This window comes from Streptomyces sp. NPDC005004, from assembly GCF_053600675.1.
Window position 1 is genome coordinate 69,922 of sequence record NZ_JBSGAH010000023.1, and the last position, 25,621, is coordinate 95,542.

The following is a 25,621-nucleotide window of genomic DNA, read 5'->3' on the forward strand; positions in this document are numbered from 1 at the left end:
AAGCCCCCGGTGCCGAGATCGGCACCGGGGGCTTCGTCCTGTGCTTTTGAGGGGCGCGGGGAACTGTGCGAACGGCCACCACGCACCCGCAGCGCAGCACTGGCGCGACCGCCCAGGGCGAGGGGGTTTCAGGGGCGCGGGGAACTGCGCGACAAGCCGCGACGCACCCGCGCCCGACCACCGGCCGCAAGCCGCCACGCGCGGAGCCGCCCCCGCTCCGTAAACTGGCCCCGTGAGTGACGAGCAGCCCGGTAACGACAGCCCCGACCCCTTCGAAGAGATCATCGCGGAGGAGACCGACCGCGACCCCGACCTCGCCGTGATCGAGGCGGGAAGCCGCACCCTGCGCACCCAGGGCGGCCCGCCGCAGGCGGACGTGCCGGCCCGCCCCGAGGACCCCGAACTGGACCGCGCCCTGCGCGAGGTCGAGACGGAGCTGGCGAGCCGCTGGGGCGAGACCAAGCTGGAGCCCTCCGTCGCCCGCATCGCCGCGCTGATGGACGTGCTCGGCGAGCCCCAGCGCACGTACCCGTCCATCCACATCACCGGCACCAACGGCAAGACCTCCACCGCCCGCATGATCGAGGCCCTGCTCGGCGCCTTCGAACTGCGCACCGGCCGCTACACCAGCCCCCACGTGCAGTCCGTGACCGAGCGGATCAGCCTGGACGGCGCCCCGGTCAGCGCGGAGCGGTTCATCGAGACGTACCAGGACATCAAGCCGTACATCGAGATGGTGGACACCTCGCAGGAGTTCCGGCTGTCCTTCTTCGAGGTGCTGACCGGCATGGCGTACGCCGCGTTCGCGGACGCGCCGGTGGACGTCGCCGTGGTCGAGGTCGGCATGGGCGGGAGCTGGGACGCGACGAACGTGATCGACGGCGACGTCGCCGTGATCACCCCCATCGGCCTGGACCACACCGACCGGCTGGGGGAGACCCCCGAGCAGATCGCCGTGGAGAAGTCCGGGATCATCAAGCCGGACGCGACCGTGATCATGGCGCAGCAGCCGGTGGACGTGGCGCAGGTGCTGCTGAAGAAGGCCGTCGAGGAGAACGCCACCGTGGCCCGCGAGGGCCTGGAGTTCGGCGTGGTGGACCGCCAGGTCGCCGTCGGCGGACAGCTCGTCACCCTGCGCGGGCTCGGCGGCGAGTACCCGGAGGTCTACCTCCCGCTGCACGGCGCCCACCAGGCGCACAACGCGGCCGTGGCCCTCGCCGCCGTGGAGGCGTTCTTCGGGGTCGGCGCCGAGCGCGCGCAGCCGCTGGACATCGACACCGTGCGCAAGGCGTTCGCGTCCGTCTCCAGCCCGGGCCGCCTGGAGGTCGTCCGCCGCTCCCCGACCGTCGTGCTGGACGCCGCCCACAACCCGGCCGGTGCCGAGGCGGCCGCCGAGGCGGTGCGCGAGGCGTTCGACTTCAGCCGGCTGATCGGCGTGGTCGGCGCGAGCGCGGACAAGGACGTGCGCGGACTCCTGGAGGCGTTCGAGCCGCTCTTCGCGGAGGTCGTCGTCACGCAGAACTCCAGCCACCGCGCCATGGACGCGGACGAGCTGGCCGCCGTCGCCGTCGAGGTGTTCGGCGAGGACCGCGTGCAGGTCGAGCCGCAGTTGCCGGAGGCTCTGGAGGCCGCGATCACGCTGGCCGAGGAGGAGGGCGAGTTCGCGGGCGGCGGTGTGCTCGTGACCGGTTCGGTCATCACGGTGGGCGAGGCGCGCCTGCTGCTCGGGAAGGGCTGAGAGGTTCCGTCGTGCGTACGCTCTGTTCATCGACGCTGATCGGTGAGTTCTTCATCATCGGGTTCGCGGGCCTGGTGGCCATGAAGGACCCCTCCCTCGCCATGTCCACCGTGTGGCTGGTGTGCGGGATCGCCATGGCCCTGTCCGTGCTGCTGTGCGGCATGGTGACCCGCCCCGGCGGCGTCGCCCTCGGCTGGGCCCTCCAGCTCGCCCTCGTCGTCTCGGGCGTCTTCGTGCCGATGATGTACATCATGGGCGCGGTCTTCGCCGCCCTGTGGTGGGCGTCGGTGCACTACGGCCGGAAGGTGGACGAGGCGAAGGCCCGCTTCGCGGCGGCCGAGCCCACCTCCACACCTGACGCTGCGTGACGAGTGCCACGACACGCCCTGTAATCTCGTGCCACCGCACGTCAGTCGTAAGGAGCCTTCCGTGACCCAGCGCACCCTCGTCCTGCTCAAGCCCGACGCCGTCCGTCGTGGCCTGACCGGCGAGATCATCAGCCGTATCGAGCGCAAGGCCGACTGGCGGATCGCCGCGCTGGAGCTGCGGACGCTGGACCGCGCCATCCTGGAGCAGCACTACGCCGAGCACGTGGGCCGCCCCTTCTACGAGCCCCTCGTCGAGTTCATGGCCTCCGGTCCCGTCGTCGCGCTGATCGTCGAGGGCGAGCGGGTCATCGAGGGTGTGCGGCAGCTCGCCGGTCCGACGGACCCGATCGCCGCGGCCCCGGGCTCCATCCGTGGCGACTACGGCGTGATCGTCCGCGAGAACCTGATCCACGCGTCCGACTCCGAGGAGTCGGCCGAACGCGAGGTGAAGATCTTCTTCCCGGGCCGTGTCTGACCGGCGCCCGGCGGCCCGTCCGGGCCACGCCGTGCGGAGTTTCCGAGAATTTTTCTGATGGACCGTCAGGTCGGCAGGACGCCCGGACCTGGGACGGCCGTACGATTTCGGCCGTCCCTTGGCATATGCGTTGGCGATCGGGGGAACGTGTGCCCCCGATGGACCGTCTCCAGAAGCGGGGCGCCGCGTCATCTGCTGACAATGGCGAAGACCCTCGCGCGATGTCCGTGAAGGCGCGTCTACGATGGAACCCTTCACGTCACCGCACCCACCTCGCCTACCTGAAAAGCCCTCAAAAGCTCGTGGGAAGGCCAGACGAATCCTGATGGGGAACTCAATGTCGTTCATCGGCCGTGACATGGCTGTCGACCTCGGGACCGCCAACACGCTGGTGTACGTCAGGGGTCGCGGGATCGTACTCAACGAGCCGTCCGTCGTCGCCATCAACACCAACACCGGTGGCATCCTCGCGGTCGGTGCCGAAGCCAAGAAGATGATCGGCCGGACGCCGGGCAACATCGTCGCCGTGCGCCCGCTGAAGGACGGCGTGATCGCCGACTTCGAGATCACCGAGCGAATGCTCCGCTACTTCATCCTGAAGATCCACAAGCGGCGGTATCTCGCCCGTCCGCGCGTCGTCGTGTGCGTGCCCTCGGGCATCACGGGCGTCGAGCGCCGCGCCGTCATCGAGGCGTCCTCGCAGGCCGGCGCGCGCCAGGTGCACATCATCGAGGAGCCCATGGCGGCCGCCATCGGCTCCGGCCTGCCGGTCCACGAGGCCACGGGCAACATGGTGGTGGACATCGGCGGCGGCACCACGGAGGTCGCGGTCATCTCGCTCGGCGGCATCGTCACCGCGCAGTCCATCCGCGTCGCGGGCGACGAACTGGACAACGCGATCATCCAGTACATCAAGAAGGAGTACAGCCTTCTGCTGGGTGAGCGCACGGCCGAGCAGATCAAGATCACGATCGGTTCGGCGTACGACCTCGACACCGACGAGCACACCGAAGTCCGGGGCCGGGACCTGGTGTCCGGCCTGCCCAAGACCGTCGTCATCTCCGCCGCGGAGGTGCGCAAGGCGATCGAGGAGCCGGTCAACGCGATCGTCGACGCCGTCAAGACGACCCTGGACAAGTGCCCGCCGGAGCTGTCCGGCGACATCATGGACCGGGGCATCGTGCTGACCGGCGGCGGCGCCCTGCTGCGCGGCCTCGACGAGCGGCTGCGCCGCGAGACCGGAATGCCGATCCACATCGCCGAGGACCCGCTCGACAGCGTCGCGCTCGGCTCCGGCAAGTGCGTCGAGGAGTTCGAGGCGCTGCAGCAGGTTCTGGACGCTCAGCCGCGCAGATGACGTAACACTTCGATTCCGCCGTACGAGACGTTCTTCGCTCGTGCGGCGGATCGTTGATATAGAGGCATAAGCTCCCGCAAACGGACCGCTCGGATTGGCGCTTCCTTTCGTGTTGGCGTTTTTCCGGCAGTCCTCGAATTCCTATTGAGGAAGGCACGGCCGCCGCACGTGAGGGACACGAAAGAGAGCCGGCTGCTCCTGGTCCTGCTGATCGCCATCGCGTTCGCACTGATCACGGTGGACATCCGCGGGGGCCGGAACTCGCCGGTCGACGGCGCCCGGCACGCAGCGGCCGCGGCGTTCGGCCCGATCGAGAACGGACTGTCCTCCGCGGTCGACCCGGTCGGCGAGGCGGTCTCCGCCGTCCGTGACTCCGGCACCCGCCACGACCGCCTGGCCATGCTGGAGAAGGAGAACGCGGCCCTCAAGGCCAAGCTCGGCAGCGACGACCGCAACCGCAGCCGCCTGAACCAGCTCGACCGGATGCTGAAGATCGCCGGCGAGGGCCAGTACGGCATCAAGGGCGCCCAGGTCATCGCCATAGGAGCGGCCCAGGGCTTCTCCTGGACCATCACCATCGACGCGGGCGCCAACGACGGCATCAGGCGCGACATGACGGTGCTCAACGGCGACGGCCTGGTCGGACGCGTCACCACCGTCGGCCCCGACACCGCCACCGTGCTGCTCGCCAACGACCCCGACTTCACCGTGGGCACCCGTATGGAGGGCAGCGACGAACTCGGCTTCGCCTCGGGACAGGGCGACCGCCCGCTGCGCGTCGAACTCCTCAACGGCAAGGCCGAGGTGAAGAAGGGCGACCGCCTGGTCACCTTCGGCTCCCAGGCCGACAAGCCGTTCGTGCCCGGCGTGCCGGTCGGCGTGGTCTCCCGCGTCGACCCCTCCGGCGGCGGTCTGACCCGCACCCTGTACGTCACGCCGTACGTCGGCTTCAGCAAGCTCGACATCGTCGGCGTCGTCGTCACCGGGCCCAAGAAGGACCCCCGCGACGAGGTCCTGCCCAGCAAGCCCAAGCCGGTCCCGACGCCGACCGTGACCGTGACGGTCACCCCCTCGGCCGACGCGCCCGAATCCACCGACGAGCAGCAGCAGTAGGAGCCGAACCACCATGCGCCTCAACCGCATCCTGCTCGCCGCCGCACTGGTCGTCGTCGCCCTGGTGATCCAGGTGAGCGTCCTCGCCCGGCTGCACCTGCCCGGCGCCGTGCCCGACCTGCTGCTGCTCACCGTCGTCGGCCTCGCCATGGTCTACGGCCATGTGGGCGGCGCCCTCGTCGGCTTCGGCGCGGGACTCCTCGCGGACCTCGCCCCGCCCGCCGACCACGCGGCCGGGCGCTACGCGCTCGTGCTCTGCGTCATCGGCTACTGCGCCGGGCTCGTCAGACCGGAGAACGGCCGGCTGAAGTCCGCGACCGGTCCGATGGCCGTCGTGGTCGCCGCCGCCGTCGGCTCCACGCTGCTGTACGCGGGCGTCGGCGCCCTCGTCGGGGACACCGCCGCCCGCCATGTCGGCCTGACCGGGCTGCTGTTCTCCGCCGCGCTCTACGACCTGCTGCTCGCGCCGTTCGTCGTACCCGGCGTCATGTGGCTGGCCCGGCGCACCGACAACGACCCGCTCACCGAGAACGGCCCGTCGGTCAAGGCAGGGAACATCTCCTCGGGCTGGCTCTCCTCCGGCACCGGTCTGCGCGTCGGCGGCGGGCGCGGCGGCCTCGGCACCCTCAAGGCCAAGGCCCGCACCCGCTCCGCCCGGGTCGCCCGCATCAAGGGGGTCAAGCGGCTGTGACAGCGGGCGAATTCACCCGAAAGAGGCAGATCCGGGGGAACGGGCCCGCACCGGCCCCGCGTTCATCGTTCGTACGCACACACGTTCACGTACGCGTCCACGCATCCGCGTCCGCGCACTGAGAGGGGGAGGCAGCCGCAGTGACCGCCCACCCGTCGCCCGCCACCACCCTTCCAAGGAGTGGGCTGCGCCCATGACCAATATTCCCGAGACCGGTCGGACCCCACGGGTCCAGATCCGACTCGTCGTCATCCAGATCCTCGTCCTCTCCCTCCTCGGCACCCTCGGCGGCCGTCTGTGGTACCTCCAGATCCGCGAGGGCGCCGAGTACCAGCGCGAGGCGTCCGGCAACCACGTCCAGCAGGTCGTCGACCCGGCCGTGCGCGGTGACATCCTCGACGCCCGCGGCGTCCCCCTCGCGGACAACGAGACCCGCCTGGTCGTCTCCGCCTCCCGCACCGACCTCCTCAAGCAGAAGGACGACGGCAAGGCGGTCCTCGCCAAGCTCGCCGCCGTGCTCGGCCTGAAGCCCGAGGAAGTCCAGCAGAAGGTCCGGCTCTGCGACGCGAAGACCCCCCAGCCCTGCTGGAACGGCTCGCCCTACCAGCCGATCCCGATCACCGACGAGGCCACGCCCAAGCAGGCCCTCCAGATCCGCGAGCGCGCCGAGGACTTCCCCGGCATCACCGCCGAGCCCGAGGCCGTGCGACGCTACGGCGGCCCGGGCAAGTCCAACACCTCCCAGGTCCTCGGCTACCTCTCGCCCGTCACCGACGACGAGATCCAGAAGGCCAAGGACACCGACTCGCCGTATCTGCGCTCCGACATGGTGGGCCGTTCCGGCCTGGAGCGGCAGTACGACAAGCAACTGCGCGGCAAGGCCGGCGTCACCCGCTACGAGGTGGACAACCTCGGCCGGGTCATCGGCAAGGCCAAGGCCGACCCGGCGGAGTCCGGTTCCAACCTGGTCACCAGCATCGACTCCCGCGTCCAGCGCGTCGCGGAGTACGAACTGGACAAGGCCATGAAGGTCGCCCGCCAGCAGTTCGACAAGATCACCGGCACCAACTACAAGGCCGACTCCGGCGCCGTGGTCGTCATGGAGGCCAAGACCGGCCGCATCGTCGCCATGGCCTCCGCCCCCACCTACGACCCCAACGTCTGGGTGGGCGGCATCTCCGCCAAGGACTACAAAGCCCTCACCGGCAAGAACTCCGACTACCCGCTGCTCAACCGGGCCATCCAGGGCCAGGCCGCACCGGGCTCCACCTTCAAGGTGGTCTCCACGGCCGCCGCGGTCGAGGCGGGCTACGCCTTCGACGGCCGCTATCCGTGCACGAGTTCGTACTCCGTCGGCAGCCAGGTCTTCAAGAACTTCGAGGGCGAGAACTTCGGCCCGATCTCCCTCGGCCGCGCCCTGGAGGTCTCCTGCGACACCGTCTTCTACGGCCTCGCGGACCGGGAGTGGAAGCGGGACGGCGGCATCAACCCCAAGAAGGGCCAGCCGAAGGACTACTTCTACAAGGCCGCCCACCAGTTCGGCCTCGGCAAGGAGACCGGCGTCGACCTCCCCAACGAGGTCACCGGGCGCGTCCCCGACCGCCAGTGGAAGCTCGACTACTGGAAGGCCAACAAGGACGCCTGGTGCAAGTCCGGCAAGAAGGACGGCTCCTACGTCGAGAAGATCGCGTACGAGAACTGCCTCGAAGGCAACAAGATGCGCGAGGGTGACTCGATCAACTACTCCATCGGCCAGGGCGACACCCTCGTCACGCCGATCCAGGAGGCGCGGATCTACGGCGCCGTCGCCAACGGCGGCACCCTGTACCAGCCGACCATCGGCAAGGCGATCATCAGCTCCGACGGCAAGACGATCACCCCGATCAAGCCGAAGAAGACCGGCAGGCTGCCCGTCAGCCAGGCCACCCTCAAGGGCATGGACGACGCCTTCGCGGGCGTCATCACGCGCGGTACCGCCGCCTGGAAGTTCGGCGGCTGGCCGCAGGACAAGATCCCGCTGCACGCCAAGACCGGTACCGCCGAGGTCTACGGCAAGCAGACCACCTCCTGGCTGGCCACCTACTCCAAGGACTACACGGTGATCATGACGATCGCCCAGGCCGGTACGGGTTCCGGAGCCTCCGGTGAGGCCGTGCGCAACATCTACAGCGCGCTCTACGGCGTCCAGGGCGACGGCTCCGTCGACAAGAAGAAGGCCCTGCTGCCCGAGCCGCAGAAGACCCTTCCCAAGGTCCGCCCCGACGGCACGGTGGCCGCCCCCAAGATCGTCGGCGACCCCGCCAAGGACGTCGAGGCCGCCCAGAAGAACAACGCCAGCAACGGCGACGACACCCAGCCCGCGGCCACCGCGCCCACGGACAACACCAACAGCAACACCCGCAGGCGGCCCCGCCGGAGGGGAAGCCGGAGGACGCGCACATGACCGGCACCAACAGCTTCTCCGTCTCCGGATACGGCCCCGAGCGGGCCGGCTGGACGAGGCTCTTCGCCCGCGACTCGGTCGCCCGGCGGCTCGACTGGCCGATACTGTTCGCGGCCCTGGCACTGTCCCTGATCGGCTCGCTGCTGGTCTTCTCCGCGACCCGCAACCGCACGGAGATCAACCAGGGAGACCCGTACTACTTCCTGCTCCGGCACCTGATGAACCTCGGTATCGGGCTCGCCCTGATGATCGGCACGGTCTGGCTGGGCCACCGCGCCCTGCGCAACGCCGTGCCGGTCCTCTACGGTGTCTCGCTGCTCGGGGTACTGCTGGTCCTCACCCCGCTCGGTGCCACCATCAACGGCAGCCGCAACTGGATCGTGTTCGGCGGGGGCTTCTCGCTCCAGCCCGCGGAGTTCGTGAAGATCACGATCATCCTCGGCATGGCCATGCTGCTCGCGGCCCGGGTCGACGCGGGCGACAAGCCGTATCCCGACCACCGCACCGTCCTCCAGGCGCTCGGCCTGGCAGCCGTGCCGATCATGATCGTGCTGCTCATGCCCGACCTCGGCACGGTCCTCGCCATGGTGGCCATCATCCTGGGCGTGCTGCTCGCCTCCGGCGCCTCCAACCGCTGGATCTTCGGCCTGCTGCTCACCGGAGTCCTCGGCTGCGTCGCCATCTGGCAGCTGCACATCCTGGACGAGTACCAGATCAACCGCTTCGCCGCCTTCGCCAACCCCGAGCTGGACCCGGCGGGAGTCGGCTACAACACCAACCAGGCCCGCATCGCCATCGGCTCCGGCGGACTGACCGGCGCGGGCCTCTTCCACGGCTCGCAGACCACCGGCCAGTTCGTGCCCGAGCAGCAGACCGACTTCGTCTTCACGGTCGCCGGCGAGGAGCTGGGCTTCCTGGGCGCCGGCCTGATAATCCTCCTCCTCGGCGTCATCCTGTGGCGGGCCTGCCGTATCGCCCTGGACTCGACCGAGCTGTACGGCACGACCGTGGCCGCGGGGATCGTCGCCTGGTTCGCCTTCCAGTCCTTCGAGAACATCGGCATGACCCTCGGCATCATGCCGGTCACCGGTCTGCCCCTGCCGTTCGTCTCCTACGGAGGCTCGTCGATGTTCGCGGTCTGGATCGCGGTGGGGCTGCTCCAGTCGATCCGGGTGCAGCGGCCGATGTCGGCGTAGGGCCTCCGGCGGTTCGACGGGGGCTCACGCGGGGCACACGACTGGGCGCACGGGCGTGTGAGCCCCCGGGGGCTCGGAGATGCGTCGAGGGGCGGGAGGTTCTTCTCCCGCCCCTTCGCCGTGTCCGAGGGGTGGTTGTGATCGCGGGGGCGTTCTAGATTCGGTGCATGGCGGACGTGAAGCGTGAGGTGGAGCGGAAGTACGAGGGCGGGGACGGCGGCTTCCCGGAGGTGACCGGCACCGCCGGGGTGGCCCGGGTCGTGGACCGCGGCGTGGCCGAGCTGGACGCCACCTACTACGACACCCCCGACGAACGGCTCGCCGCCGCCTCCCTCACCCTGCGCCGCCGCACCGGAGGCGGGGACGCCGGATGGCATGTGAAGTTCCCCGTGGCCCCCGGGGTCCGCGACGAGATCCGGGCGCCGCTGTCGGACACCGTGCCCGAGGAGATCGCCGCACTGGTCCGCTGCCGGGTCCGGAGCGCCGAGCTGATCCCCGTGGTCCGGCTCCGCAGCGCCCGCCACGTTTTCGACCTGCTGGACGCCGAGGACACGCTGCTGGCCGAGGCGAGCAGCGACACCGTGACCGCCGAGCGGCTCAACCGGGCGGGTGGCACCGCGCACTGGACCGAGACCGAGGTCGAGCTGGCCGACGGCGGCGATCCCGCCCTCCTGGACCGGATCGAGAAGCGGCTGCGCGCGGCCGGACTCACGCCGTCGGCATCGCCGTCCAAGCTCGCCCGCGCGCTGGAGGAGACCGGCGGCCGGGCGAGCCGGAGCAAGGCGCCCGCCGCCCCCGTGACGGCCGGCGACCACGTCCTCGCCTACGTGCGCGAACAACGCGAGGCGATCCTCTCCCGCGATCCCGCCGTCCGCCGCGACCTTCCCGACGCCGTGCACCGGATGCGGGTCGCGACCCGCCGGGCCCGCTCCGCTCTGCGCGGCTTCCGCACGGTGCTCGACCCCGCCGCCACCGCCCCGCTCGCCGCCGAGCTGAAATGGCTTGCCGGGCAGCTGGGCCTCGACCGCGACCAGGAGGTGCTGGCGGAGCGCCTGACCGCCAACCTCGCCGCTCTCCCCGACGACCTGGTCACCGGACCCGTGCGCGAGCGCCTGGCCCACTGGGCCACCGCCCGCCACCACAGCGCCCGGGCCCGTCTGATCGGCGTACTCGACTCCGCGCGCTACCTGGCCCTGCTCGACTCCCTGGACGCCCTCCTCGCGGACCCGCCCCTGCTGAAGCGGGCCGCGCGCGAGCCGGGGAAGACCCTGGCCAAGGCCCTGCGCAAGGACTTCGCCAAGGTCTCCCGGCTGGTGGAGACGGCCCTGGAGCTGCCGCCGGGGGAGGAGCGCGACCGTACGCTCCACGAGGCGCGCAAGAAGGCCAAGCGCGCCCGCTACGGCGCGGAGGCGGCCGTGCCCGCCCTCGGCGCTCCCGCCCGCACCCTCGTCAAGTCCATGAAGTCCCTCACCACCCTCCTCGGCGAACACCAGGACGCCGTCATGGCTCGCCACACCCTGCGCGAGCTGGCAGCGGCGGCGCACGGGGCGGGGGAGAGCGCGTTTCCCTACGGGGTCCTGTACGGGCGCGAGGAGCGGCGTGCGGAGCGGGTGGAGGAGGAGCTGCCCGGCCGGTGGCGGAAGATCGTGTCCCGCTTCCCGCTCTGAACGGTACGGAGGACTGCGCCGACCGGGTTACGCTGGATGGTCACCCCCACCCCCAGTCTTCTGGCCGGGGGCGCCCCCAGTCAGCTCACGAAGGTAATGCCGCGATGTCCGTCGAGTCGGTCTTCCCGCAGCTCGAAGCTTTGCTCCCGCATGTGCAGAAGCCGATCCAGTACGTCGGTGGGGAACTGAACTCCACGGTGAAGCCGTGGGAGTCCTCAGATGTCCGCTGGGCTCTCATGTACCCGGACGCGTACGAGGTCGGTCTGCCCAACCAGGGCGTCATGATCCTGTACGAGGTACTGAACGAGCAGGAGGGCGTCCTCGCCGAGCGCACGTACAGCGTGTGGCCGGACCTCGAGGAGCTGATGCGCGAGCACAAGGTGCCCCAGTTCACGGTGGACAGCCACCGCCCGGTGAAGGCGTTCGACGTGTTCGGCCTGTCCTTCTCCACGGAGCTGGGCTACACCAACATGCTCACCGCCCTGGACCTGGCGGGCATCCCGCTGGAGTCCAAGGACCGTACGCTCGACGACCCGATCGTCCTCGCCGGCGGCCACGCGGCCTTCAACCCCGAGCCGATCGCGGACTTCATCGACGCGGCGATCATCGGTGACGGCGAGCAGGCCGTGCTGGACATGACGGAGATCATCCGCAAGTGGAAGGCGGAGGGCCGCCCGGGTGGCCGCGAGGAGGTGCTGCTCCGCCTGGCGAAGACGGGCGCGGTGTACATCCCGGCCTTCTACGACGTGGAGTACCTGCCCGACGGCCGTATCGCCCGTGTCGTCCCCAACCGCTCGGGTGTGCCGTGGCGCGTGTCGAAGCACACGGTCATGGACCTGGACGAGTGGCCGTACCCGAAGCAGCCGCTGGTGCCGCTGGCGGAGACCGTCCACGAGCGCATGTCGGTCGAGATCTTCCGCGGCTGCACGCGCGGCTGCCGTTTCTGCCAGGCGGGCATGATCACGCGTCCGGTGCGCGAGCGGTCGATCACCGGCATCGGTGACATGGTCGAGAAGGGCCTGAACGCGACCGGCTTCGAGGAGGTCGGCCTGCTGTCGCTCTCCTCCGCCGACCACTCCGAGATCGGTGAGATCGCCAAGGGTCTCGCGGACCGCTACGAGGACGACAAGATCGGCCTCTCGCTGCCCTCGACCCGTGTCGACGCGTTCAACGTCGACCTGGCCAACGAGCTGACCCGCAACGGCCGCCGGTCCGGTCTGACCTTCGCCCCCGAGGGCGGCTCCGAGCGTATGCGCAAGGTCATCAACAAGATGGTCTCGGAGGAGGACCTGATCCGTACGGTCGCCACCGCCTACGGCAACGGCTGGCGTCAGGTGAAGCTGTACTTCATGTGCGGCCTGCCGACGGAGACCGACGAGGACGTCCTCCAGATCGCCGACATGGCGACCCACGTGATCCAGAAGGGCCGCGAGGTCTCCGGCTCCGGCGACATCCGCTGCACGGTGTCGATCGGCGGCTTCGTCCCGAAGCCCCACACCCCCTTCCAGTGGGCGCCGCAGCTCTCCGCCGAGGAGACGGACGCGCGCCTGCAGAAGCTGCGCGACAAGATCCGGGGCGACAAGAAGTACGGCCGCTCGATCGGCTTCCGGTACCACGACGGCAAGCCCGGCATCGTGGAGGGCCTGCTCTCCCGCGGCGACCGCCGCACCGGCGCCGTGATCCGCGCGGTCTACGAGGACGGCGGCCGCTTCGACGGCTGGCGCGAGCACTTCTCCTACGACCGCTGGATGGCCTGCGCCGACAAGGCGCTCGCCCCCTTCGGCGTCGACGTCGACTGGTACACCACCCGCGAGCGCACCTACGAGGAGGTCCTCCCCTGGGACCACCTCGACTCCGGTCTCGACAAGGACTGGCTCTGGGAGGACTGGCAGGACGCACTCGACGAGACCGAGGTCGAGGACTGCCGCTGGACCCCGTGCTTCGACTGCGGCGTCTGCCCCCAGATGGACACCCACATCCAGATCGGCCCGACGGGCAAGAAGCTGCTGCCTCTGGCGGTCAAGAACGCGGGTCCGGCGCCGGCGTCGAGCGGTCACTCTCACTGACGTGAGCGGGCACTCGATCGGGTGATTCAGGCGCCGGCGGGGGCTGGCGAGGACGAGGTGACGGCCGCGCTGTCCGCGGCTGGCGCCTCGTCCCCTCGCCCGTCGACGTCGTCGGCGCCCCTTCGGACGCCGCTGCCGGCCCCTGCGGCTGCGCCGCCCATCGCGTGCGACCCTGCGAGCCCTGATTCATCAGGTCCTGGCCGCGCTCCGCTCCGCCGGGCTCGCTTCCGGCTGCGCCGACACCGACGCCTGACAGCGTCGCGACCCGGCAGGCACCCTCGCCTCGGCCATCGAGACTCCGCCGGCCCCTTGTGGGAGCGGGGCGGGACGACCGATGAGAAGTTGACGCGGGATCCGTCTGACGAGGAGCAGCGACGAGGCGGCCGGGTGGTCGCCGAACAGGGAGGCGAACACGATGGCGCGGTATCTGATCTCGTTCGACGACGGATCGATGATCTTTCCCGAGGAGGATCTCCCGGCGGTCGGCGAGGCAGCCCACCGGGTGGTCCAGGAGGCCAAGGACGCGGGTGTCTGGATCTTCGGCGCAGGAGTGGAGCGTCAGCAGGCGAGCATCGTGGCGACCGACGGGACGGTCACGGACGGGCCGTTTCCCGAGACCAAGGCGGTCGTCGGCGGTTTCTCGATCATCGAGGTCCCGTCGCGCGAGGACGCGCTGAGATGGGCTGCGAAGATCGCCGAGGCGTGCCGGTGCGCGCAGGAGGTGCGCGAGATCATGTACGACCCGGAGAGCTGAGCCACCGATCCGGGGAGCCTGGCGGGATCCGGCCGACGGGAGTTCAGGGCGGCTCGGTATGACCCTCGGGCAAGTGGATGTGCGCGAGCCGGTCGGGCGGTTAGAGTCGTCCGGTTACGTCCGGTTGGGGGCAGCCGGGGTCCGGGCGGGGGTGCCCGTGTGCGGGGGAGGCTTTCGGGGGATGGGGCGTCGGTCTTCTGGTCTGGCGGGGGTCTGGGCGGAGGCGCAGCGTCAGCAGCAGCGCCACCGTGAGGACGAGGCGCGGCGGGAGCGGGAGAGGGAACGGCAGGCCCGGGCGCGGGAGCGGGAAGTCGCTCAGGGCCAGCGGGAGTTCCGGCAGGCTGAGGCGCGGCGGCGTACCGAGGAGCTGGAGGCGCGGGTGACCGCGCTGCGGGGGCTGCTGGCCGCCGGATGTGGGGCTCCGGTGTTCCGGGTGGCGCGGCTGATGCGGTCCGAGGAGGTCGAGCCGTTCGATGCGGGGCCGCTGGGGTGGCCGGTGCGGATGCCGGACCGGGAGCAGTACCGGCCGGCTCGGGGTGGTTGGACGCCGGCGCAGCGGGCGCAGGCGGAGGCGGACGCGCACACCCGGTTCGAGCACGACTGGTTCGCGGCGCAGGCGGCGGAGTCCCGGCGTCAGCTCCAACTCGCCGTGCACCGGCGGGAGTACGAGCAGCGCGTGGCCGCCCGGCTCGCCGAGGTGCGGCGGCACAACGCCGGGGTCGCGGAGGCAGCCGGGAGCGTGCGGCGGGGCGAACCCGAGGCGGTGGTCGCCTACTTCAGCGCCGCGCTGCGCGCCTCCACCGCGTGGCCCGGCGGGTTCCCGTGCGTGCCGCGCGCGGCGTACGACCCGGTGGCCCGACAGCTCGTACTGGACTGGGAGTTGCCGGGATTCGCCGTGGTGCCGGAGGCCAAGTCGGTGCGGTACATGCCCACGTTGGACCAGGAGAAGGAGACGCCCCGCCCGGTGGCGCAGCGGCGGACGCTGTACCGCGAGGTGCTCGCGCAGTGCCTGCTCCTGGCCGCCCAACAGGTCTTCGCCGCCGACGAGTTCGAGACACTCGACTCGGTCGCGGTGAACGGCGTGGTGGACGACCACGACCCGGCGACCGGCAGACAGGCTCTGATCTGCCTGGCGACGGTCATGGCGCCGAAGTCCGTCTTCGCCGGTCTCCACCTCGCCCAGGTCGACCCGGTGAGCTGTCTGACGGAGGCCCTGAAGGGCAGGCTCTCGGCGCGCCCGGACCAGCTCGTGGCGGTACGCCCGGGCCGCAGGCCGGAGGACGTGCGGGTGGGCTCCGAGGAGCGGCCGCGCGCCGGTGGGGAGTCGCACACGGGCGAGGAGCCGGACCTCTACGAGATGGACCCGATCGCCTTCGAGTCGCTGGTGGCGGAGCTGTTCCGGGCCATGGGCATGGAGGCGGTGACGACCGAGCGGTCCGGCGACGGAGGCGTGGACGTGCACGCCGTCGACCCCACCCCGATCCGTGGCGGCCAGATCGTCGTGCAGGTCAAGCGGTATCGCAACACGGTGCCGCCGACGGCGGTGCGGGATCTGTACGGGACCGTGCAGGACACCGGTGCGAACAAGGGCGTCCTCGTCACCACCTCGGGCTTCGGCCCCGGCTCGCACACCTTCGCCCAGGGCAAGCCCCTGGAGCTGGTCTCGGGCCCCGAACTGGTCGACCTGCTGCACCGCCACGGACTGCGCGGCCGGCTCGGCGAGCGCGCGGCCCGCCCCGCCGCCGAACCGCTCGGCGACTACAACGTGCTGGGCATGTCCTGGTCCGGTGAGGTCGCCCTGGACGTGTGCGCGCTGGTCTGCGCGGGTGCCCGGGTGCTGAGCGACGACCACTTCGTGTTCTTCAACAACCCCGCCACCCCCGACGGTTCGGTCCGCTCGGTCCCCGCCCCGCCCCCGGACAAGGCCGCCGTCCGCGTCTCCTTCGACGCCCTGCCCGCCGAGGCCGACCGCCTGGTCCTCGTCGCCGCCGTCGACCCCGAGACCGACCCGCACGCCGACCTCTCGGGTTTCACGTCCCCCGTGATCCGCCTCCTCGACCCCGCCCTCACCGAACTCGGCCGCCTGGAGGTCTCCGAGGGCCGCCCCGGCGAAACCGCCCTGGTCCTCGGCTCCTTCCGCCGCCGCCCCACCGGCGACTGGGACTTCGTCCTGGGCGGCCGCGGCTACCCCGCCGGCCTGGCCGCCCTCCTGGCGGACCACGGGATCGCGGTGGAGTGAGCGCCCCGGCCTCGCGCACGGAAGGGGCCCGCCGGAGACTCCGGCGGGCCCCTTCCTCCTGAGCGGGTGACGCGTCAGACCGCGGGTGCGAGCTTCGGGTTCGGGCCGTACTCGTTGGGCTCCGGGCGGCCCTCCTGGGCCAGGAAGACGATCAGGATGATCGGGCCGACCACGGGGATCAGGCCGATGAGGACGAACCAGCCGGAGCGGCCGGTGTCGTGCAGGCGGCGGACGGCGACGCCGAGGCCGGGCAGGAAGAGGGCCAGGCTGTAGATCCAGTAGAGGACCATGGTTCCCATCGCCCGGCCGACGATCCACAGGACGATCGCGATGATCAGGTTGAACAGGAAGAACATCCAGTATTCCTGCCGCCGTGCGCGGCCGGTGAAGACGGCGTACTTCTTCAGGACGTCGACGTACCAGTGCATACTCGCCCCCCAGCGAAGGTTCTGGTTTTCGGCCTCCATGGAAGCAGCGGGCCGTGGTCGAGCGCCATAGGTTGGCGTGTCCGGATCAATATGGTTATCCGGTCGTGTCCTTGATCGTGATCAACATCCGGAAATCATGATCGACATCCGGTTTCAGGCCCGTGCCGGAGTCCCCAGCCGCGCGTCCAGCCAGTTGAAGACCCGCTGCTCGAACAGCGCCCGCCCCAGCGGCTCGCAGTGCAGATGCGCCCCCTCCTCCTCGGTGAAGCGAACCAGCCACTTGGGGCCGGGCAGCGCGTCGTACAGCCGCCGGGAGGCGCCCGGCCAGAAGTGCTCGCCCTCCGGGTCGGTGATCAGCAGCGGGGTGGTGATCCGGTCCAGCACCGGCATGAGGTCGTACCGCGCCACCTCGGTCAGCAGGTCGTACGGCGCGTCGATGCCGTAGGGCCGGGCCCGCCACCGCCACATCGCGGCCAGCGACGGGCTCTGTTCCAGCGCCTCCCCGACGATCGCGTCGAACGCGTCCCGGTTCCCCGACTCCCACAGCCCGCGCAGATCGGGACCGAGGTGCTGCCACCAGCTGTCGGACACCCGGACCACCCCCGGGTCCGCCGCGGCGGCGGCGATGCGCTGCTCGAAGGCGAGCGCGCGCGGCACCCAGTAGCCGCCCTGGCTGATCCCCACCAGCGCCAGCCGGCGCGGGTCGACGTCCGGGCGGAGGAGGAGATGGTCGACGACCGGGGTGATGACGTTCTCCCAGTCGGGCCGGAAGGGCACCCCCCGCTCGAAGAGCATCGACTGCTGGCCCGGGCCGTCGAAGAGCAGGACGCGGTAGCCGCGCTCCACGGCGGGCGCGCCGAGCAGGGTCCAGGCGGTGGTCAGGGGACCGTCGCTGCCGTTGTTGACGATCAGCGTCGGCAGCGGAGCGTCGCCCTCCGCGCCGGGCGGACTGATCAGATAACCCGGCAGCGTCGTGTCCTCGTAGGGGATCGCCACCCGCTCGGCCGGCGGGTCGCAGGCGTGCAGGAAGCGGTCGAGGCAGGCCCGGTGCTCCGCGAAGATCTCGGCCGCCCGCTTCCCGCCGTCCTCGGGGATCGCGTCGGCGGCGACCAGCGCGGTGCCGAAGTAGCCCGCCGCGCGCAGCCAGGCGGCGCGGGCACTGAGCGGATGCCCGGTGGCCGCGCAGCGGTCGGCGTCCTCCGCGACCCGGTGCCCGAGGTCCGTCCAGGCGTCGAACCACGCCGTGCCGTCCCCGTCGGCCACTCCCGCGGCGGTGGTCAGCACCTCGCCCGCGTCGGCGCCGCGTCGCCACACCGAGCCGAGGGCGAGCAGGACCTCGTAGTTGAACTGGTCGTTCTCGTTGAAGCGGTAGCTCATGGAGGCTGCTCCCGGGACAAGACCGTGCCGACCCCCGTGCATCCGGACCGCATCTCCACGGTAGGGGTCGTACGGGCCGCGCGCACACGGGCGACGCGAGTGCGGCCCGCGCCGCCCGGCGCGACCATGAGGAAAGGGGACCGCGACCGACCGGAGGAGACCCATGGTCCAGCAGACGGCGACGAAGGCCCCCGCCAAGAAGCCCGTCGGCACGGGCAGCGTGTTCCTCTCCTTCGCCCCCTGGATCATCTTCGGCGTCGTCGCGAGCCCCAGCACCTGGGAGTACGCGGCACTCGCCGCGCTCGTCGCCTCGCTCGTCCTGTCCGCGCAGGACCTGCGCAACGGCAGGATCCGCATCCTCGACGCGACCGGCATCGTCTTCTTCGCCGTCCTCGCGGTCCTCGCGCTCGCCCTCGGCCGCGACGAGCTGCTGTGGGTGGAGACGTACGCACAGGTCATCTCCAACGGCGTGGTCGCCGTCGTGGCCCTCGGCTCGCTGTTCGCCGACCCGTTCACCGCGCAGTACGCGCGCGAGTCGACGCCGCGTCAGTACTGGGACTCGCCCGTCTTCACCCACATCAACCGGGTCCTGACGGCGGTGTGGGGCCTCGCCTTCGTCCTGATGACGCTCTTCACCTGGCTGGCGATCCACTTCCCCGCCCAGGACGACTGGTTCAACTGGGTCGTGCCGATCGCGCTCCTGGTGGGGGCCGTGCGGTTCACCCAGTGGTACCCGGACCGGTACAAGGCGCGTATCGCCCCGGCGCGGGGGTGACCCGCGGAGGGCCGGCACGCGGGGACGGTCCGCAGGCATCCATGGTGGCCGCTTCTGCGTCTGTACGTGCATGGACCTGGACAAGCCGCCCGCGGCACCCGCCTCCTTTGAGGGCTGCCTCGCCGTGGCGATCCGCATCCCGGTGCGGATCGTGGTGCTCGTGCTCGTGGTGCCGGTACGGCTGGTGTGGGACGCCCTCACCGTCGCCGGCCGCTTCCTGAGGGACACCGTGCTGCGCCCGCTGGGCCGCGCGCTGCTGTGGACCGGCCGGGCGCTCTTCGTGTGGCCCTGGGTCGCGCTGTGGCGGTGGGTCGTGGTCCCGGTCGGCAAGGGGGTCGGCTTCCTCGGCCATGTCCTCCTCGTGGTGCCGGCGCGCCTGCTGTACGCGCGCGTGCTCGCCCCGCTGGGCCGGGGGACGGCGTGGCTCGCGGGAGCCGTGGGCGCGGCGCTGGTCTGGCTGGGCCACCACCTGTTCGTCGTCCCGGCGCGGTGGCTCCACACCTGGCTGCTCGCCCCCGCCGCCCGCGCGGTCGCCTGGTGCGCGCGGGCGGTCGCCACCGGGGTGGGCGTCGCCCTGTACTGGACGACGCGCGTGCTGTTCGTGCTCCCCGCCCTCTGGCTGTGGACCTGGGTGCTCGTCCCGGCCGGGCACGGGGTGTCGTGGCTCGCGGACCTGGTCGTCACCGGGGTCGGCGCCGCCCTGTACTGGGCCGCGCGCGTCCTGCTGGTGCTGCCCGCGCGGTGGCTGTGGCGCCGGGTCCTCGCGCCCGTGGGCCGGGTCCTCGCCGTCGTCGGCCGGGAGATCGCGGACGCCCTCGGACACGCCTGGCGGATCGCCGGACACGTCTCGCTCGTGGTCGGACGCGCCCTCGGCACACTCTTCCGGTGGATCTTCGTGGAACCGGTCCGCCGGGTGTACCGGACCGTCCTCACCCCCGTCGGACACGTCGTGCGCGACCACGTCCTGCGGCCCGCCGCCGGGGTCGCGCGCGCCGTGGGACAAGCCTCGCGACAGGCGCTGGCCACCGCCCGCGACACCGTCCGCCAGGCACGTGCGGACCTGCGCCGGACACTGCTCGGCGACCCCCGGCAGCCGGTCGCGGTGGACCGGCGGGAACCTCACGAGCGCGGCACACGTACTCTTGGTAGCAGTACGACCGCACTCACGAAGGACTAGGACACTGGGCAAGCGACAGCCCGAAGGCCCGCCGCCCGCACCCGCGGTGCAGCGCATCCGACTGCGCTACACCAAGCGCGGCCGCCTCCGGTTCACCAGCCACCGTGACTTCCAGCGCGCCTTCGAGCGTGCGCTGCGCCGCGCCGAGGTACCCATGGCGTACTCGGCGGGGTTCACGCCGCACCCGAAGGTGTCGTACGCCAATGCCGCACCCACCGGCACGGGCAGTGAGGCGGAGTACCTCGAGATCGCCCTGACCGCGGTGCGTGACCCCGAGACCCTGCGGGGCCTGCTCGACGGGTCGTTGCCCGCCGGACTGGACATCACCGACGCGGTGGAGGCCCACACCTCCGGCCTCGCCGACCGGCTCGCCGCCTCCGTCTGGGAGCTGCGGCTGGACGGCGTGGACCCGGCGGAGGCCCAGCGCGCGGCGGACGCCTTCCACGCGGCCGAGACGGTCGAGGTGCAGCGCACGACCAAGAACGGCGTGCGCACCTTCGACTGCCGCCCGGCCGTCGCCTCCCTGGAGGTCGTGGAGACGCAGCCGCAGGCTGATAGGCCGGATGACCGGCCCTGTGCGATACTGCGGCTGGTTGTTCGGCACGTGACGCCTGCCGTACGACCCGACGACGTCCTGTCCGGTCTCCGCGCCGTGGCCGACCTGGCGCCGCCGGTCCCCGCAGCGGTGACCAGGCTGGCGCAGGGGCCTTTCGATGAAGAGACCGGCACGGTGACCGACCCGCTCGCGCCCGACCGCGAGGCAGCCCAGGCCAAGACGGCCGCACCGGCTGCCGCCGCGACGGCGGCGACGCCGGAAGGTTCCGTGTAGGACACACGCCGTAGCGCCGCCCTTGTACTCGGGAGCCACCTGGGTCGGGCAGCGCACCTACCAGAAGACTTTCGCCAGGCCGTACCGACAAGGCGTACGGAACCGGCGAGACAGGACACAGAGTGCTCCCGTGCGGCGCCCGCGCCCCGGACGGCGGCCATCGCGCATCGCGCGGGCCGCGGACGTCAACGGCGGACGGCCCGAAGAGGCCGGCGCCGGACCAGGCGCGGCGCCCGGGAGCCTGACGGGAGAAATGCCCGGATGCTCGAACCGACCGAGCCCAACGAGGGTTCCGAACTGAACAGCCCGAGCGACACCCTGCCCCCGCGCAGGCGTCGCCGTGCCGCCTCCCGGCCTGCGGGTTCGCCCGCCGCCGCCGAGGCACCCACCGAGGTCGTCACGGCCACCACCAGGGCCGACGAGCCCGCTGCCGAGCAGCAGCGGGCCGCCGCCGAGGCGCCCGCGGCCGACGAGGCCGCGCCCGCCCGCCCCCGCCGCCGTGCGACCCGCCGCGCCTCCGCGCCCGCCGGAGCCCCGGCCGCCGCCGAGGCCGCCGAGACGGTCGTCCCGGTGGAGACGACGGCCGCCAAGGCCGAGACCACCGAACCGGCCGAGGTCACCGAGACCCCCGCGCCGCGCCGTACCCGCCGCCGGGCCTCCGCGCCCGCCGGTGCCCCCGCCGCCTCCGCTCCGGCCGAGGACAAGGACGACGACGAGGTGAGCGTGGACAGCGAGAACGCGGATATCGAGAACGCGGATATCGAGAACGCGGACATCGAGAACGCCGAGGACGAGAAGGCCGCCGAGCCGGTCGCCGAGGCGCCCGCTCCCCGTGCGCGCCGCCGTGCCACGCGCCGCGCCTCCGCGCCCGCCGGTGCCCCGGCCGCCGCCGAGGCGGCCGCCGGGAGCGCGCCCGCCGCCGAGGCTCCGGCCGCCGAGGAGAGCGTCGGGAAGAGCGCGGAGGAGGCCCCCGCCGAGGCGGAGCCCCGCACGCGCCGTCGTGCCACGCGTCGCTCGTCCGCGCCTGCCGCCGCCCCCGCCACCGAGACCGCCGTCGAGGCTCCGGCCGCCGCCGAGGCCCCCGTGGCCGAGGAGACGCCCGCCGCCGAGGCGGAGGCCGCTCCGCGCGGCCGTCGCCGTGCGACCCGCCGGGCGTCCGCGCCCGCCGGTGCCCCGGCGACCACCGAGGCCGGCGAGTCCGCCGCGACCGCCGCCGCTGCCGAGAAGAGCCCCGAGGCCGAGGAGGCACCCCGCAAGGGCCGCCGCCGCGCCGCCGAGGCGCCCGCCGCCGCGGAGACCGAGGCTCCGCAGACCGCCGCCGAGAACGGTCCGCGCCGTCGTCGCCGCGTCGTGCGGCAGGCCGCGGGCGGCTTCTCCGCGCCCGCGCCCGCCGAGGGCGCCGAGTCCGACGCCCCGCGCAAGCCCGCCCGCCCCGCCGTGGCCGTCTTCCGGGCGCCGGTGTTCACCGAGCCGAGGTTCCAGACCCCGCAGCGTGCCGCCGCCGAAGCCGCCGCCGAGGCCGCCGAGGCGGAGGAGAGCGCGCAGCCGGAGGAGACCGAGCAGACCGAACGGGCCGAGCAGTCCGCCCGCGCCGAGTCCCACGACGACCGCGCCGAGTCCGGCTCGCGTCGCCGTCGCCGTCGCCGCAACGCCCCCGCCGAGGAGACCCGCCCGGCCGCCGAGACCGAGACCGAGGAGCCGGAGGAGGCCGACGAGGCCGCCGCGGGCCTGGCCGAGGGCGACGACGCCGAGGGCTCCGAGGAGTCCGGTTCGCGCCGTCGCCGCCGCCGGGGCGGCCGTCGCCGTCGCCGTGGCGACGCCCTGGACGGCGAGGAGGGCACCGACGGCGAGGACGACGACCTGGCCGCCGAGCAGGCCGCGCAGGACGCCGAGGACACCGCCGAGCAGGAGGAGGAGGACGAGGAGGAGGCGCAGGACGCCGCGGGCTCCAGCTCCAGCCGCCGTCGCCGCCGCCGTCGCCGCCGTGCCGGTGACTCCGGCGAGGCGGGCGACGCGTCCACCGACGACCCCGAGCGCACCGTCGTCAAGGTCCGCGAGCCCCGCAAGGCCGCCGAGCCGTCCGACGAGGTCCAGTCCATCAAGGGCTCGACCCGCCTGGAGGCCAAGAAGCAGCGCCGCCGCGAGGGCCGCGAACAGGGCCGCCGCCGCGTGCCGATCATCACCGAGGCCGAGTTCCTGGCCCGCCGCGAGGCCGTCGAGCGCGTCATGGTCGTGCGCCAGCACGGCGAGCGCACCCAGATCGGCGTCCTGGAGGACGGCGTGCTCGTCGAGCACTACGTCAACAAGGAGCAGGCCACCTCGTACGTCGGCAACGTCTACCTGGGCAAGGTCCAGAACGTGCTGCCGTCCATGGAGGCCGCCTTCATCGACATCGGCAAGGGCCGCAACGCCGTCCTGTACGCCGGTGAGGTCAACTTCGAGGCGCTCGGCATGGCCAACGGGCCGCGCCGCATCGAGTCCGCCCTCAAGTCCGGCCAGCCGGTCCTGGTCCAGGTGACCAAGGACCCGATCGGCCACAAGGGCGCCCGCCTCACCAGCCAGGTCTCCCTGCCGGGCCGCTACCTCGTGTACGTCCCCGAGGGCTCGATGACCGGCATCAGCCGCAAGCTGCCCGACACCGAGCGGGCCCGGCTGAAGACCATCCTCAAGAAGATCGTCCCCGAGGACGCGGGCGTCATCGTGCGCACCGCCGCCGAGGGCGCGAGCGAGGACGAGCTGCGCCGTGACGTCGAACGGCTCCAGGCGCAGTGGGAAGAGATCAAGAAGAAGGCGAAGACGGGCAACGCCCCGACGCTGCTGTACGGCGAGCCGGACATGACCGTCCGCGTCGTGCGCGACATCTTCAACGAGGACTTCTCCAAGGTCATCGTCAGCGGTGACGAGGCGTGGGAGACGATCCACGGCTACGTCTCGCACGTCGCCCCGGACCTCGCCGACCGGCTCCAGAAGTGGACCAGCGAGACGGACGTCTTCGCCACGTACCGGATCGACGAGCAGCTCGCCAAGGCGCTGGACCGCAAGGTCTGGCTGCCCAGCGGTGGCTCGCTGGTGATCGACCGGACCGAGGCGATGGTCGTCGTCGACGTCAACACCGGCAAGTTCACCGGCCAGGGCGGCAACCTGGAGGAGACGGTCACCAGGAACAACCTGGAGGCGGCCGAGGAGATCGTGCGCCAGCTCCGGCTGCGCGACCTCGGCGGCATCATCGTGATCGACTTCATCGACATGGTGCTGGAGTCCAACCGGGACCTGGTGCTGCGCCGGCTGCTCGAGTGCCTGGGCCGTGACCGGACCAAGCACCAGGTGGCCGAGGTGACCTCGCTGGGTCTGGTCCAGATGACCCGCAAGCGGGTCGGCCAGGGCCTGCTGGAGTCCTTCTCCGAGTCCTGCGTCCACTGCAACGGGCGCGGTGTCATCGTCCACATGGAGCAGCCCTCGTTCGCCGGTGGCGGCGGCGGTGGCGGCAAGCGCAAGAAGCGCGGCCGTGGCGGCGACGGACACACGCACGAGCACGAGGGTGCCGCCGTCGCGGTGGCCGTCGAGGCCCCCGCGCCGGAGGTGACCGAGACGGCCGCCGAGGTGGCCGCCGAGGCCGCCGAGCCGCTGGCGCTGCCCGAGCCGGAATTCACCCCGGACGAGGAGCTGTACAGCAGCGTCGCCGAGGCGGAGGCCGCGGCCGGCCGCGGCCGCTCGCGCCGCCGTACGAGCCGCAGGGCCGCCGGTGCGCCGAAGGCCGAGAACGGCAAGTCCGAGTACGGCAAGGCCGAGACCGGCAGGGCCAAGGGCCGGGCCGCGCGCGCCGAGGCTCCGGTGGACCGCACCGAGCCCGTCGCCGAGGCCGAGCGCGCCGTGCGCCCGGAGCAGGCCGCCGAGGCGCAGACCGTCCCGGCCGCCGCCGAGGACCCGGTGGTGCCGCAGGAGGCCGTGGCCGAGAAGCCCGCCGGTCAGGAGCCCGTGGCCGAGGAGGCCGCACCCCAGGGCCGTACGCGCCGCCGGGCCACCCGCAAGGTGTCGGCGCCCGCCGGTTCGCCGGCCGGTTCCGAGGCGGCCGTCGTGACCGTCGCGGAGTCCGCGCCGGTCGCCGAGCCGGAGCCCGCGGCCCCGGCTGCGGCCCCGGCCGAGGAGGCGCCCGCCGAGAGCGCCGCACCGGCGCGTCCGCGCCGCCGCGCGGTCCGCAGGGCGACCGCCTCCACCGCGTCCGAGGACACGGCCGTCGTGGTCGTCCCGTCGGCCGCGACGGAGACGGAGGCGGAGGCTTCCGCCGAGGCGGGCGAGGCCGAGGAGGCAGCGCCGGCCAAGAAGACCGCCCGCAAGGCGGCGGCCAAGAAGGCCCCGGCGAAGAAGGCGGCCGCGAAGAAGACCACGGCCGCCAAGAAGACGACGGCCAAGAAGACCGCCGCCAAGAAGACGACCGCGAAGACGACGGCCAAGAAGGCGGCCAAGACCGCCAAGACGGCCGCCGCCAAGTCCACGGCGAAGAAGACCACCACGGTCTCCGCGCCCGACGACGAGAGCTGAGTCTCACCCCGATCACCGTGTGGTCCTGCCGTTCCCGGCAGGGCCACACGGTCGTCAACGGGACTTTTCCCGCCGTTTCCCGGTAGGAAGGCCCCCCGACACCTCGTGCCGCCGGCCCGACCCGGGCGGCGGCACGCGAGCCGCGTGAACCGAAGGAGAAAACCGCGATGATAGGTCTCGTGCTGGCGGCCGGCGCCGGACGGCGTCTGCGCCCCTACACCGACACGCTGCCCAAGGCGCTCGTGCCGGTCGGGCCCGAGGGCGACGAGGAGTCGCTCACGGTCCTCGACCTCACCCTGGGCAACTTCGCCGAGGTGGGTCTGACCGAGGTCGGTGTCATCGTCGGTTACCGCAAGGAAGCCGTCTACGCCCGCCGGGAGGCCCTGGAG

19 protein-coding genes are annotated in these 25,621 nt (G+C 72.1%); 17 read left to right on the forward strand and 2 right to left on the reverse strand.

Features of this window, described 5'->3' with window-relative positions:
- Positions 1-232: 232 nt before the first annotated feature.
- From folC to ACWEEU_RS26820, 12 genes are all read left to right on the forward strand, one after another.
- Entirely contained in the window at positions 233-1,738 is a 1,506-nt protein-coding gene (folC, locus tag ACWEEU_RS26765) for a bifunctional tetrahydrofolate synthase/dihydrofolate synthase (protein ID WP_451735494.1), read from the forward strand.
- 11 nt (positions 1,739-1,749) lie between these two features.
- Positions 1,750-2,106 carry a DUF4233 domain-containing protein gene (locus ACWEEU_RS26770; protein WP_451735497.1) on the forward strand — a complete coding sequence of 119 codons (357 nt, stop codon included), beginning with the start codon at positions 1,750-1,752 and terminating at the stop codon, positions 2,104-2,106.
- A gap of 61 nt (positions 2,107-2,167) precedes the next feature.
- Positions 2,168-2,581, forward strand: coding sequence for a nucleoside-diphosphate kinase (gene ndk / locus ACWEEU_RS26775; RefSeq protein ID WP_385750015.1), 414 nt, complete (start codon positions 2,168-2,170; stop codon positions 2,579-2,581).
- Between the two features lie 337 nt (positions 2,582-2,918).
- Positions 2,919-3,938, forward strand: a complete 1,020-nt coding sequence (locus ACWEEU_RS26780; RefSeq protein WP_014672705.1) for a rod shape-determining protein — start codon at positions 2,919-2,921, stop codon at positions 3,936-3,938.
- A 168-nt stretch (positions 3,939-4,106) separates the two neighbouring features.
- Positions 4,107-5,051 carry a rod shape-determining protein MreC gene (gene mreC / locus ACWEEU_RS26785; protein ID WP_385750018.1) on the forward strand — a complete coding sequence of 315 codons (945 nt, stop codon included), beginning with the start codon at positions 4,107-4,109 and terminating at the stop codon, positions 5,049-5,051.
- 13 nt (positions 5,052-5,064) lie between these two features.
- On the forward strand, positions 5,065-5,742 hold the full coding sequence (mreD, locus tag ACWEEU_RS26790; protein WP_385750020.1) for a rod shape-determining protein MreD: 678 nt from the start codon (positions 5,065-5,067) through the stop codon (positions 5,740-5,742).
- Between the two features lie 193 nt (positions 5,743-5,935).
- Positions 5,936-8,185 (forward strand): penicillin-binding protein 2, encoded by a 2,250-nt coding sequence (gene mrdA / locus ACWEEU_RS26795; RefSeq protein WP_385750021.1) that lies wholly within the window; start codon positions 5,936-5,938, stop codon positions 8,183-8,185.
- Positions 8,182-9,381: a rod shape-determining protein RodA gene (gene rodA / locus ACWEEU_RS26800; RefSeq protein ID WP_385750024.1), complete on the forward strand. Its 1,200-nt coding sequence runs from the start codon at positions 8,182-8,184 to the stop codon at positions 9,379-9,381. Before mrdA ends, rodA begins: the two co-directional genes overlap by 4 nt.
- A gap of 167 nt (positions 9,382-9,548) precedes the next feature.
- Positions 9,549-11,048, forward strand: coding sequence for a CYTH and CHAD domain-containing protein (locus ACWEEU_RS26805; protein WP_451735503.1), 1,500 nt, complete (start codon positions 9,549-9,551; stop codon positions 11,046-11,048).
- Between the two features lie 104 nt (positions 11,049-11,152).
- On the forward strand, positions 11,153-13,114 hold the full coding sequence (locus ACWEEU_RS26810) for a TIGR03960 family B12-binding radical SAM protein (RefSeq protein WP_385750029.1): 1,962 nt from the start codon (positions 11,153-11,155) through the stop codon (positions 13,112-13,114).
- A gap of 415 nt (positions 13,115-13,529) precedes the next feature.
- Positions 13,530-13,868 (forward strand): YciI family protein, encoded by a 339-nt coding sequence (locus tag ACWEEU_RS26815; protein WP_385750031.1) that lies wholly within the window; start codon positions 13,530-13,532, stop codon positions 13,866-13,868.
- 181 nt (positions 13,869-14,049) lie between these two features.
- Positions 14,050-16,107, forward strand: a complete 2,058-nt coding sequence (locus ACWEEU_RS26820; RefSeq protein WP_451735506.1) for a restriction endonuclease — start codon at positions 14,050-14,052, stop codon at positions 16,105-16,107.
- Positions 16,108-16,181: 74 nt separating this feature from the next.
- On the opposite strand, the gene ACWEEU_RS26825 is transcribed toward ACWEEU_RS26820, so the two are convergent.
- Positions 16,182-16,535, reverse strand: coding sequence for a DUF805 domain-containing protein (locus ACWEEU_RS26825; RefSeq protein WP_385751349.1), 354 nt, complete (start codon positions 16,533-16,535; stop codon positions 16,182-16,184).
- A 153-nt stretch (positions 16,536-16,688) separates the two neighbouring features.
- A complete protein-coding gene (locus ACWEEU_RS26830) occupies positions 16,689-17,912 on the reverse strand; it encodes an alpha/beta hydrolase family protein (RefSeq protein WP_451735509.1) in 1,224 nt (407 codons plus the stop codon).
- Positions 17,913-18,075: 163 nt separating this feature from the next.
- Between ACWEEU_RS26830 and ACWEEU_RS26835 the strand changes: the two genes are divergently transcribed.
- The 5 genes from ACWEEU_RS26835 to ACWEEU_RS26855 all read left to right on the forward strand — a co-directional run.
- Positions 18,076-18,687 (forward strand): hypothetical protein, encoded by a 612-nt coding sequence (locus ACWEEU_RS26835; RefSeq protein WP_385751340.1) that lies wholly within the window; start codon positions 18,076-18,078, stop codon positions 18,685-18,687.
- 70 nt (positions 18,688-18,757) lie between these two features.
- Complete coding sequence (locus ACWEEU_RS26840; RefSeq protein WP_451735512.1) at positions 18,758-19,864, forward strand: hypothetical protein; 1,107 nt, start codon at positions 18,758-18,760, stop codon at positions 19,862-19,864.
- Between the two features lie 46 nt (positions 19,865-19,910).
- Positions 19,911-20,693, forward strand: coding sequence for a TIGR03936 family radical SAM-associated protein (locus tag ACWEEU_RS26845; protein WP_385751345.1), 783 nt, complete (start codon positions 19,911-19,913; stop codon positions 20,691-20,693).
- Positions 20,694-20,954: 261 nt separating this feature from the next.
- A complete protein-coding gene (locus tag ACWEEU_RS26850) occupies positions 20,955-25,232 on the forward strand; it encodes an Rne/Rng family ribonuclease (protein WP_451735515.1) in 4,278 nt (1,425 codons plus the stop codon).
- 167 nt (positions 25,233-25,399) lie between these two features.
- Positions 25,400-25,621 (forward strand): sugar phosphate nucleotidyltransferase (locus tag ACWEEU_RS26855; RefSeq protein ID WP_451735518.1); only part of this gene is annotated, 222 nt, incomplete at its 3' end.